Source organism: Phenylobacterium sp., from assembly GCF_036263695.1.
GTDB lineage: Bacteria > Pseudomonadota > Alphaproteobacteria > Caulobacterales > Caulobacteraceae > Phenylobacterium.
Window position 1 is genome coordinate 1 of sequence record NZ_DATAGM010000469.1, and the last position, 10,770, is coordinate 10,770.

General features: G+C 71.5%; 9 protein-coding genes. 6 read left to right on the plus strand and 3 right to left on the minus strand.

The features are described 5' to 3' along the window. The 6 genes from VHK87_RS18895 to VHK87_RS18920 form a co-directional block, all read left to right on the plus strand. A partial coding sequence (locus tag VHK87_RS18895; RefSeq protein ID WP_329636443.1) for an ABC-F family ATP-binding cassette domain-containing protein occupies positions 1–1,724 on the plus strand: 1,724 nt, incomplete at its 5' end. Positions 1,725–2,304: 580 nt separating this feature from the next. After that, positions 2,305–3,300: an ABC transporter substrate-binding protein gene (locus VHK87_RS18900; RefSeq protein WP_329636451.1), complete on the plus strand. Its 996-nt coding sequence runs from the start codon at positions 2,305–2,307 to the stop codon at positions 3,298–3,300. 142 nt (positions 3,301–3,442) lie between these two features. After that, a complete protein-coding gene (locus VHK87_RS18905; RefSeq protein ID WP_329636444.1) occupies positions 3,443–4,198 on the plus strand; it encodes an ABC transporter ATP-binding protein in 756 nt (251 codons plus the stop codon). Further along, complete coding sequence (locus VHK87_RS18910) at positions 4,195–4,962, plus strand: ABC transporter permease (RefSeq protein ID WP_329636445.1); 768 nt, start codon at positions 4,195–4,197, stop codon at positions 4,960–4,962. The genes VHK87_RS18905 and VHK87_RS18910 overlap by 4 nt, the downstream gene beginning before the upstream one ends. Positions 4,963–5,018: 56 nt before the next feature. Continuing rightward, entirely contained in the window at positions 5,019–5,579 is a 561-nt protein-coding gene (locus VHK87_RS18915) for a hypothetical protein (RefSeq protein WP_329636446.1), read from the plus strand. A 10-nt stretch (positions 5,580–5,589) separates the two neighbouring features. After that, complete coding sequence (locus tag VHK87_RS18920) at positions 5,590–6,687, plus strand: DUF2336 domain-containing protein (RefSeq protein ID WP_329636447.1); 1,098 nt, start codon at positions 5,590–5,592, stop codon at positions 6,685–6,687. On the opposite strand, the gene VHK87_RS18925 is transcribed toward VHK87_RS18920, so the two are convergent. From VHK87_RS18925 to VHK87_RS18935, 3 genes are all read right to left on the minus strand, one after another. Then, complete coding sequence (locus tag VHK87_RS18925) at positions 6,684–7,757, minus strand: TonB family protein (protein ID WP_329636448.1); 1,074 nt, start codon at positions 7,755–7,757, stop codon at positions 6,684–6,686. The genes VHK87_RS18920 and VHK87_RS18925 overlap by 4 nt on opposite strands. 48 nt (positions 7,758–7,805) lie before the next feature. Next, a complete protein-coding gene (locus tag VHK87_RS18930) occupies positions 7,806–9,185 on the minus strand; it encodes a hypothetical protein (RefSeq protein ID WP_329636449.1) in 1,380 nt (459 codons plus the stop codon). Between the two features lie 192 nt (positions 9,186–9,377). Further along, positions 9,378–10,770: peptide chain release factor 3 (locus tag VHK87_RS18935; RefSeq protein ID WP_329636450.1), on the minus strand; the 1,393-nt coding region annotated here is incomplete at its 5' end.

The following is a 10,770-nucleotide window of genomic DNA, read 5'->3' on the forward strand; positions in this document are numbered from 1 at the left end:
TGAATCCGCGGGTGCGGGCCTGCCTGGTGGGACGCAACGGCGCGGGCAAATCGACCCTGCTGCGGATCATCGCCGGGCTCGCCCAGGCCGACGACGGCGAGCGGACGGTGACGCCCGGGACCCGCATCGCCTTCGTGCCGCAGGAGCCGCAGATCGTCGGCCCCACTCTGCTGGACCACGCCGTCTCGGGCGGCGCCCAATCCTACGAGGCCGAGGCCGCCCTGCAGGCCTTTGGCGCCGATCCGGCCAAGCCGGCTCAGGGGCTCTCCGGCGGGGAGATCCGCCGGGCCGCGCTCGCCAAGGCCTTCGCCGAGGACCCCGACGTCCTGCTGCTGGACGAGCCCACCAACCACCTCGACATCCTGGCGATCACCACGCTGGAAGAGATGATCGCCGCCAGCCGGGCGGCGATCCTGATCGTCAGCCACGACCGCGCCTTCCTGGAGCGGGTGACCGGCCGCTGCTTCTGGCTGGCGCACCGCAAGGTCCGCCGGCTGGACGCCGGGTTCGCCAAGTTCGACGACTGGGCCGACCGGATCCTCGCCGCCGAGGCCGAGGAGGCCCGCCGCCTCGACAAGACGCTGGAGCGCGAGCAGCACTGGATGGAGCGCGGCGTCACCGCCCGCCGGGCCCGCAACGAGGGCCGCCGCCGGCGGCTGATGGCCCTGCGCCAGACCAAGGCCGAGCGGATGCGCGAGATGGGCGGCCAGCTCTCCATGGGCCTGGCCTCATCGGGCGTCGCCGGCCAGCGGGTGGTCGAGGCCACGGGCATCGCCAAGGCGTTCGGCGACCGGACCATCCTGAAGAACTTCTCGACCCGCATCATCCGCGGCGACCGCATCGCCATCGTGGGGCCGAACGGGGTCGGCAAGACCACCCTCCTGAAGATCCTGCTGGGTGAGCTCGCGCCCGACGCCGGCGAGGTGAAGCTCGGCACCAACCTTGAGGTCGCCTACATCGACCAGGCCCGGGCCGACCTGAAGCCCGAGATGAGCCTGAAGGACGCTCTCGCCCCCGAAGGAGGGGACCAGGTGATGGTCCGCGGCCGGCCCAAGCACGTGGCCGCCTACGCCAAGGAGTTCCTGTTCACCGACGCCCAGATGCGCCAACCGGTTCGCAGCCTCTCGGGCGGGGAGCGCAACCGCTTGCTGCTGGCCCGGGCGCTGGCCAAGCCGGCCAACCTGATGGTGCTGGACGAGCCGACCAACGACCTCGACATGGACACCCTCGAACTGCTCGAGGACCTGCTGGCCGACTACGAGGGCACGCTGATCCTGGTCAGCCACGACCGCGACTTCATCGACCGGCTGGCCACCTCCACCATCGGGCTCGACGGGAAGGGCCGGGCGGTGGAGACGCCGGGCGGCTGGACGGACTTCATCACCCAGAACCCGGGCTACTTCGAAGCGGCCGCCCAGCGGCCGGCGCCGTCGGCGAGGCCCTCGGCCGCGCCGAGACCGGCGCCGCCCCCGCCCCGGCCCGCCAAGCTCACCTACAAGGAGCAGCGCCGCTTGGCCGAACTGGACGGGCTGGTCCACGAGCTGCCGGGCAAGATCGCCCTGCTGGAGAGCCAGCTGGCCGACCCGAACCTATACGCCCGCGACCCCGCCGCCTTCGAGCGGTTCGGCAAGGCGCTGGAGGCCGCCCGCGCCCAGCTGGCGGCGGCGGAGGAGGAGTGGCTGGCCCTCGAGGAGCGCCGCGAGAGCCTCGAAACCGGCGGCTGAGGCAAAGCTGTGGGTAACTTCGTTCGCTGAATCGGCTGAGCAATTTCGGCGCAACTAACCAAACATCCACAGATGGTTATCTGCGCCGTCGCGGTTCGTTCACACAGAGGTGATTCGGGCCTATTGCGGAGGGTCCGGTTCGGGCGCAAGCTCCATCTTGCCAGAAGGAACTGGGTCCCAGGCAGACCGGAAAACCCGAGACAGGCGACTGTCGAAGGAGTGCCGGAAAACCGAAGACGCAGGACCAAGCCGAGGCGAAGCGGGAGGCCCGTCTGGGGCGAAAGCCCCTCCCAGGACACACCGCAGAACCAAAGGCTTCGGAACGATCTGACGAAGCTCAGGAACGGGGCGACCCGGGATCTGAGGGACCAAGGATCGGCAGCGGCGACGGAAACCTGCGGGGAAGCCCGCCAATCGAAGTCGCAAGCTGTTTCTTCCGGCGCAGATCCCCTCAAAAAGGATCTGGAGGAGGGCGACGCGCCGGGTGACCGGGGCGCCGCCCTCTTGCTCCGTGGGGCCCCCTCTTGCGCTTTGGATCGGTCCCCTTAAGGCTCCGCTGGTGTTCAGTCCCGGGGGCCGCATGAAGATCTTCCGCAATCTCGCTCTCGCCGTCGCGGCGCTGGTCTGCGCCTGCTCGCCGGGTCAGCAGAAGGCCGAGGCGCCCAAGGCCGCCGAGGGTCAGACGACGATCCGCTTCGCCACCGACTGGCGGGCGCAGGCCGAGCACGGCGGCTTCTATCAGGCGGTGGCCACCGGCGAGTACGCGAAGCGGGGCCTGGACGTGCGCATCCTGCAGGGCGGCCCGGGCGTGAACGTGCCCCAGCTGCTCGCCGCCGGTCAGGTGGAGATGGGCATGGGCTCCAACAGCTTCATCGTCGTCAACCTGGCCCAGGAAAAGGTCCCGGTGAAGGCGGTGGCGGCCTTCATGCAGAAGGACCCGCAGGTGCTGATCGCCCACGAGGGCACGGGGGTGAACAGCATCGCCGACCTGAAGGGGCGGCCGATCCTGCTGTCGGACGCCTCGATCAACGCTTTCTGGGTCTGGCTGAAGGCCAAGTACGGCTTCACGGACGACCAGGTGCGCAAGTACGCCTTCAGCCCTGCGCCCTTCCTGGCCGACAAGCGGGTGGCCCAGCAGGGCTACGTCACCTCCGAGCCCTATACCCTGGAGAAGGAAGGCGGCATCAAGCCCAAGGTCATGCTACTCGCCGACGAGGGCTATCCCAGCTACGCGACGATGGTGCTGGCCACCGACAAGCTGATCGCCGAGAATCCGCAGGCGGTGAAGGCCTTCGTGGAGGCCAGCGCGGCGGGCTGGCGCTCCTACCTCTACGGCGATCCCAAGCCTGGCGATGCGCTGATCCTGAAGGACAATCCGGAGATGACCCAGGACGTCCTCGACCAGGCCCGCGAGAAGCTGAAGAGCTATGGCATCGTCGACGGCGGCGACCAGGCCGCCATCGGCCGAATGACCGACGCCCGCTGGGCCGAGTTCTTCAACATGGCCGCCAAGGAACGCGTCTACCCCGCCGACCTCGACTACAAGCAGGCCTATACGCTGCAGTTCGCGCCGTAGTGTCGGGCCGAGTGCGACCGCGCGCCTCCCTCTTTCCTCTCCCATTCATGGGAGAGGGGGACCGCCCGACAGGGCGGTTGAGAGGGCCTCCACCGCCGCAAGCCCTCTCCACCACGCCTGGCGTGGTTCCCCTCCCCCATGAATGGGGGAGGAAGGGGTGAGCGTCGCCGAGCTCGCGGACGTGGAGGTGGCCTATGGCGGCCGCGCGGCGCTGGGGCCGTTCAGCCTCTCGCTGGCGGCGGGCGAGATCGTCGCGCTGGTCGGCCCGTCGGGCTGCGGCAAGTCCACAGCCCTGCGGCTGCTGGCAGGGCTCGAGACGCCCGAGAAGGGCGAGGTCCGGCGCGACGCCGCTACGGGCGAGACGGCGGTGGTGTTCCAGGCGCCCACCCTCGCCCCCTGGCTGAGCGCAGCGGCCAACGTCGCCCTGCCGCTGGAGCTGTCGGGCGTCGGCCGCAGCGACGCCCGCGAGCGCGCCGCCGCCGCCCTGGCCCGCGTGGGCCTGGCCGGCCGCGAGGCGGCCCGGCCGGCGCAGCTGTCCGGGGGCATGGCGATGCGGGTCTCGCTGGCCCGCGCCCTGGTCACCTCGCCACGCCTGCTGCTGCTGGACGAGCCGTTCGCCGCCCTCGACGAGATCACCCGCCGGGCGCTTGCCGACGACGTGCTGGCGCTGTGGCGCGATGCCGGCCCCGCCACCGTCTTCGTCACCCACAACGTCGAGGAGGCGGTCTACATGGCCTCGCGGGTGGTGGTGATGAGCCCGGGCCCGGGCCGCACCCTCGCCGACGTCGCCAGCCCCGCCGCCCTGCCCCGCCCGCCCGGCTTCCGCACCACGCCGCAGTTCCGCGAGACGGTAGAGCAGGTCTCCGCCGCCCTCGCGCAGGGGATGGCGGCGGCATGACACGCCTGGCCGCCGCCCTTGCGCCGATCGCGCTGATCGCCGCCCTGCTGGGGGCCTGGGAGATCGCCTGCCGCGCCCTCTCGGTCCCCTCCTACGTGCTGCCGCCGCCCAGCGCCGTGGGCGAGGCGCTCGCCTCGGACTGGAAGAGCCTCTTGGCCTCGGCCTGGAACACCCTGGCCATGGCGTTGCAGGCGCTGGTCGCCGCCAGCGTGATCGCCCAGCTCGCCGCGCTCGGCGCGGCCCTGAGCCCCACCGTGCACCGGGCCCTGCGGCCGCTCGCCGTGGTGCTGCAGGTAACGCCGGTGATCGCCATTGCGCCGCTGGTCAACATCTGGGCTGGGATCGACCATCCGGAGCGGGCCATCGTCGCCCTGGCGGCCGTGGTCGCCTTCTTCCCGATCTTCTCGGGCGCGGTGACGGGACTGCGGTCCGCCGATCCAGACCTGGAGCGATTGTTCGACCTCTATGGCGCCGGCCGGGGCGCGCGGCTCCTGCGGCTGCGGCTGCCGTCCGCCCTGCCGTTCCTGCTGGAGGGCCACAAGGTGGCCGCGGGGCTGGCGATCGTCGGGGCCGTGGTGGCCGAGTTCGTGGCCGGCTCGGGCTCGGCCCAGGGGCTCGCCTGGCGGATCCTCGACGCCAGCCACCGGCTGCAGACCGCCCGCATGCTGGCGGCCCTGCTGGCGCTCGGCCTGCTGGGCGCGGCGCTCTACGCCCTGTTCGAGGCGCTCGAGCGGGCCGGCCTGAAGTGGTGGCGCGGCCGTTAGGTCAAGCTTAATCGGCCCCGTTAGCTCAGGGTTAAGTCGGCTGCGGCACAGTCGGCATGATGCGACTTGCACTCGTCCTCGTTGCGCTCGCCTGTGCGGGCTCCGCGGCCGCCGAACCGGTGCAGGACCGCTATGGTCCGCCGCGCAAGGCGGCCGCTCCTCAGGCGCGCCCGTACGAGGGTCGGCTGCTCGGCTGGTCCGGAAAGGCCGCGCCGACGGCGCCGCAAGCCGCACCCGTCCAGATCGCCGCCCGCCCAGAGCCGCGGCCCGTTGCGGCCCCTCAGCCACCGCCGCGCGCCCAGCCGATGTCCAGCTGGTCCCACGATCCACTGCCCCAGAGCCTCTACGACGGCCCCGCGCCCGCGCCGGCCGCCGCGCCTCCGCCGCCCGCGCCCCGCCTGGCCCAGGCGCCGCCCCCTGCCCCGCAGCGGGGCGCCGCGCCCAGCCGGCTCTACTCCCTCCACCGCGAGTATGGCATGGCGCCCGACACCGTGCCCGCGACCTCGGCGCAGACCAACTACGTGCTGATCGGCCCCCCCGACGCCCCGGCTGAAACCGAGGCGGAAGAGGACGAGGCCCCCGCCCGCAAGCCTTCCATCGACGCCCGCCTCTTCTGAGACACGCCGCATGCAACGCACCAAGCTGCACGACCTGATCGACCTGGCGAAGGAAGAGTCCAGCGAGCGCCGGCGCGAGCTGCTGCGCAGCGTCACCGACCTGTTCTTCACCACCGAGGCCGAGCGCGGCGGCCAGGAGATGGACCTGTTCGACGACATCCTCTCGCAGCTCTCAAGCGAGATGGAGGAGGTCGTCCGGATTGAGCTCGCCGAGCGCATGGCCACCGCCGACGCCCCGCCCAGCGGCCTGCTGCGGGCCCTGGCGCGCGACCAGTCGATCGCCGTCGCCCAGCCGGTGCTGACCGGCTCCCGGGCGCTGACCGAGGACGACCTGCTGGTGGTGGCCCGCACCCGCGGCCAGGAGCACCTGCGCGCCATCTCCCAGCGCGAGACCGTCTCCCAGGCGGTCACCGAGGCCATCGTCGAGCGCGGCGACGACCAGACCCTGGGCGTGCTGCTGCGCAACGAAGGCGCCGAACTGTCCCGCGAGGCCCACGAGATCGTCGTCGACCGCGCGGCCGAGAACCCGGAGCTGCACGAGGCCGTGGTCGGCCGCAGCAGCGTGCCGCCGGACCTGCTCAACGAGATGTACTTCGTCGTCGAGGCCCGGCTGCGCGACAAGATCCTGGAGCGCAACAGCGAGCTCGACCCGGCCGCCGTCGAGGCGGCGCTGGCCGCGGGCCGCAAGAAGGTCGCCACCCTCCACGGCTCGCTGCCGGCCGACTACGCCGAGGCCGAGAAGGCGATCCGCACCATGCGGCTGCGCAACGCCATCACCCCGCCGGTGCTGGCCGGCTTCCTGCGCAACCGCGAAACCACCAAGTTCCTGGTCGCCCTCTCGGAGATGGCCGGCATCGACTTCCAAACCGCCCGGCGGATCCTGGAGAAGCGCGAACTCGACGCCCTGTCGATCGTCTGCAAGGCGGCCGGCTTCGAGCGCTCGCTGTTCCTGACCTTTGCGGTGCTGATCCTCGATCGCGACGCCAACGCCCTCGGCCGAGCCCGCGAGTACGGCGAGCTCTACGAGACCCTCCCCGTGGAAGCGGCCCAGCGGACCATCCGCTTCTGGCGCATGCGCCGCACGACCGGCGACGTGGCCGCCGCCTAGGGCGTACCGGCCGCCGCGGGCTCGTCCTTCGGCAGGTCGTAACGCAGGGGGATGACCACGAAGCCGCCTTGCGTGGGCAGGCCTTCGGCGGACCACAGGCTCATCTGGAAATTGCTGGTCAGGGCTTTGGCGGCGTCGCCGAAACCCATTCCCGCCGGCTCCTCCGACTGCACGGCGCAGTTCTGCAGGCGGCCCGCGGTGGCGATTTGGCAGCGCAGCCGTATTCGGCCGGTGGTGACGCCGGCGCTGCGGGCCGCGACCGGAAAACCTGCGGCCAGATCACTGCCGGTGGGCAGAGCCGTCCAGCTGGGCTTGCCGATAACCGGCGCCTCGCTGGCCAGCATGGACTTGCCGAAGGTCACCGGGATGTGGACCCGCGCGCCGGCCAGCGGCTTGCCGGCTGCGTCCGTCTCCGGAGCCAGGAACAGCGGCGCCAGTTTGCGGGCCGCAGCCCCGGCGCCCATTCCGTTCGGCTCCCCCGAGATCGTCTGGCAACTGCCGAGCCGTCCGTCCCGGTTGATCGTGCACTCGATGGCCGCGCGGGCGTCCACGCCCGCGGCCCGGGCCTTCTGCGGGAAAATGGCGATCACCTGCTCGTAGGTGGGCGCCTGGCGCCAGGGAACGTTCGAGACGACGCGCTTGGTCAGCGCCGGGATTTTGGCGCCGCCGCGCAGGTGCGAGCCGATCGGCAGGCCCGGATCGCTGAAATTGATTGGGATCCTCACCATGCCCGGCACCGGCTTTCCGCCGACCAGCTTGGGCCGCATCGCCAGCTGCGCGGTCAAGGTGATGGCCGCCCCGCCGAAGCCCATGCCTGGCGGATCCTCTTCAACGACGCTGCAGTCGCGCAGCGCGCCCGCGGTCGTGACGGTGCAGGAGATGACGGCCTTGCCGCCGATGCCCTTTTCCCACGCCACCTTGGGCCAGACGGCGAGCAGATCCTCCGGCCGCGGTCGGCGCACCCAGTCCGGGTCGCGGTCCTGCGCCACAGCCCCCGGCGGGCACCAGAGCGCCGCCAGCCCGGCCGCGAGCGCCGTCGCGGTCTTTAGTTTCGAATACTTCCCCAACATGCGGCGAGCCTACACGCGCCACCGTCAGTTGTGGAAGCCCCTTGGACGCTAGTGCGCCGGGCGGGCGGTCGCCAAGCCGGCGCGGAGGCGTTCGAGCCCGTCGAGGGCCATCACGCTGAGCGAGCGCAAACCCTCCTCGGAGAACACGTCGAGCGCGGCATTCAGGGCCACGGCGGCGGCGGCCCGCTCGCCACGGTCGATGCCGGTGATCTCCGCGCGGGCCTCGTAGATGCGGGCGAGGTTCAGCTGGACGAGGGCCCAGCCGACCGGATCGCGGCGGCCGTGCCGGCGCGACAGCTCGGTCTTGAAGGCGATCTCGGCCGCGTCCAGCACCGCCATGTCGCCGGTCAGCTCGGCCAGGCGGGCCAGGCACAGGGCCCGATTGCTGGCGGCGGCGGCGCGGACGGCCAGCGACGGCGCCCGTTTCAGGGCGACTAGCGCTCGGTCGTAGCCGGTGATGGCCTGCTCGTAGGCGCGCTCGCTGGCGCTCTCCTCGGCCAGGGCCTGCAGCGCCTGGGCCAGCCCCGCCTGGGTGCGGGCCCAGTCGAGGGGGCTGTGGTCGCGGGGCAGCTGGTCGAGCACGTCGGCCAAGGCCGTGACGCTGTCGGCGAACAGCTCGGTGGAGCCGGTCACCTCGCCCAGGAGGGTGGCGGCCTGGGCCTTAGCCAGCGTCGCGCGGGCCCAGGTGAGCGGCTCGTACGCCAGGTCCATGGTGTCGGCGACCGCGGCGGCCTCGTCGCGGGCGGCCTCGACGAGGTCACGATCCTTCAGGCGCGCGCCCCAGGCGGAGAGCAGGTCGGCGCGGGCCAGGCGCGCCTCGGCGGCCACCAGTCGGGCCGGCGGGCAGCGGCGCGTCAGCGCCTGCAGGGCGGCGATCGGCTGGGAGAGGCGCGCGGCGAACTGGCGGGCCGCGTCGGCGTCGCCGGTGGCCAGGCGCCGGCGCCCTTCGATCAGCGCCAGGGCGGCGTCGGCGAGCGGCGCTGCGAGCCCGCCCCGGCAGGCCTTGCGGGCCTCGCGGAAGGCGATCTCGGCGGCGGCGTTCAGGCCCTCGTCGCCGAACAGTTCGGCGCCCAGCAGGGCGCAGTAGCCCTGCTCGCAACGGGCCCGGGCCCAGCCGTCCGGCCGGCGGGATTTGTCGAAGGCGTCGGCGGCGGCCTCTGCGGTGGCGGCGGCCTTGCGCAGGGCCACGGCCTCGCCGGAGCGGCGGGCGATCTCCCGCCAGACGATGGCCGCCTCCAGGAGGCGCTGGGCCCGGTCGCGGGCGCCGACCCGGCCGGCGGCGACATCGGCCGCCTTGCCTTCGGTGCGCAGCAGGGAAAGTTCGAGCAGCTCCAGAAGCCCCTGGTCGCCGCCGGTCAGCCCGTCCCGCACCGGCCTGATCGCCTCGGCTCCGAACAGCCGCCTCAGCTCGCGCCCGAACTCGAACATGCCCAACTCCAGTAACCTTGAGCCGTCCCACCGCGGGACGACCTCAAGATGCTCAGCCCGTAAGGAGCAAAGCCGGAGCCGCTGGCCATTAACAAGTCATTAACCAAGCGGTTATGGTTAATCAGAGATAAAGAATTGTTGATGATTTCGTGACCGGGACTGGCCGGAGTTTTGCAGGGTTAATGGCCGGCGCTACGCCCGCTCTTTCGTCCGCTCCAGCCGGACCTTGGGATAGCGCTCGGAGACGTAGCCGATCTCCCAGGCCGACTTGGCCAGGAACACCGGCTGCTCGTCGATATCGAGCGCCATGGCGCTGCGGTGCTTGCCGATGAAATCCTCGACGTCGGGCTTGTCGCCGCCCAGCCAGCGGGCCTCGGCGTAGGGCGACGGCTCGAAGAGCACCTCGAGGGCGTACTCGTTGGCCAGTCGGTCGGCCATCACCTCGAACTGCAGCTGACCGACGGCGCCGACGATGAAGTCGGCCCCAAGCTGCGGGCGGAACAGCTGGGTGACGCCCTCCTCCGCCAAGCCTTCCAGGGCCTTCTTCAGGTGCTTGGCCTTGAGCGGATCCTTGACCCGCACCCGCTGCAGGATCTCCGGCGCAAAGTTCGGCAGGCCGGCGAATCGGACCGTCCCGGTCTCCGACAGGCTGTCGCCCACCCGCAGCACACCATGGTTGGGGATGCCGATCACGTCGCCCGCGAAGGCGTCCTCGGCCAGCTCGCGGTCGGAGGCGAAGAACATCACCGGTGCGTTCACGGAGAGCTGCCGGCCGGTGTTCTGCACCTTCAGCTTCATGCCGCGCGTGAACCGGCCCGAGCACAGCTTCAGGAAAGCGATCCGGTCGCGGTGGTTGGGGTCCATGTTCGCCTGGACCTTGAAGACGAAGCCGGTGACCTCCTTCTCGCCCGGGGCGACCTGGGTCGGCTCGCCGCCGCGCGAGGCGGCCACCGCCTTGGGCGGCGGGGCGTAGGCGCCCAGGCCCTCCAGCAGCTGGTCCACGCCGAAATGGCGCAGGGCCGAGCCGAAGAAGACCGGCGTCATGTGGCCTTCCAGGAAGGACTGCGGATCGAACGGCTTGGCCGCCTCCTGGACCAGCATCGCCCCCTCCTCCAGCTCCCCCTGCTCGTCCGGGTCGAGGTGGGTGACGATGGCGTTGCTCTTCAGGGAGACGGGCTCGGGGTGGCCGTGGCTGTCCGCCGAGGGCTTGGCGAACGGCAGGAAACGCTCGCGGCGCAGGTCCAGCATCCCCTTGAATCGCCCGCCCGACCCAGCCGGCCAGTAGAGGGGCGCCGGATCGAGGGCGAGCTTGGAGGCGATTTCGTCCAGCAGGGCGAACGGGTCCTGCGCCTCGCGGTCCATCTTGTTGATGAAGGTGACGATGGGGATGTCGCGCAGCCGGCAGACCTCGAACAGCTTCAGGGTCTGCGGCTCGATGCCCTTGGCCGCGTCCAGCACCATCACCGCCGCGTCGGCGGCGGTCAGCGTGCGGTAGGTGTCCTCGGAGAAGTCCTCGTGTCCCGGCGTGTCGAGCAGGTTGAACATCAGCCCGTCGTGATCGAACGTCATCACGCTGGCCGACACC

Coding starts and splice junctions, on each gene's coding strand:
- VHK87_RS18900 (WP_329636451.1), top strand. CDS start 2,305: ATGAAGATCTTCCGCAATCTCGCTCTCGCCGTCGCGGCGCTGGTCTGC.
- VHK87_RS18905 (WP_329636444.1), top strand. CDS start 3,443: ATGGGGGAGGAAGGGGTGAGCGTCGCCGAGCTCGCGGACGTGGAGGTG.
- VHK87_RS18910 (WP_329636445.1), top strand. CDS start 4,195: ATGACACGCCTGGCCGCCGCCCTTGCGCCGATCGCGCTGATCGCCGCC.
- VHK87_RS18915 (WP_329636446.1), top strand. CDS start 5,019: ATGATGCGACTTGCACTCGTCCTCGTTGCGCTCGCCTGTGCGGGCTCC.
- VHK87_RS18920 (WP_329636447.1), top strand. CDS start 5,590: ATGCAACGCACCAAGCTGCACGACCTGATCGACCTGGCGAAGGAAGAG.
- VHK87_RS18925 (WP_329636448.1), bottom strand. CDS start 7,757: ATGTTGGGGAAGTATTCGAAACTAAAGACCGCGACGGCGCTCGCGGCC.
- VHK87_RS18930 (WP_329636449.1), bottom strand. CDS start 9,185: ATGTTCGAGTTCGGGCGCGAGCTGAGGCGGCTGTTCGGAGCCGAGGCG.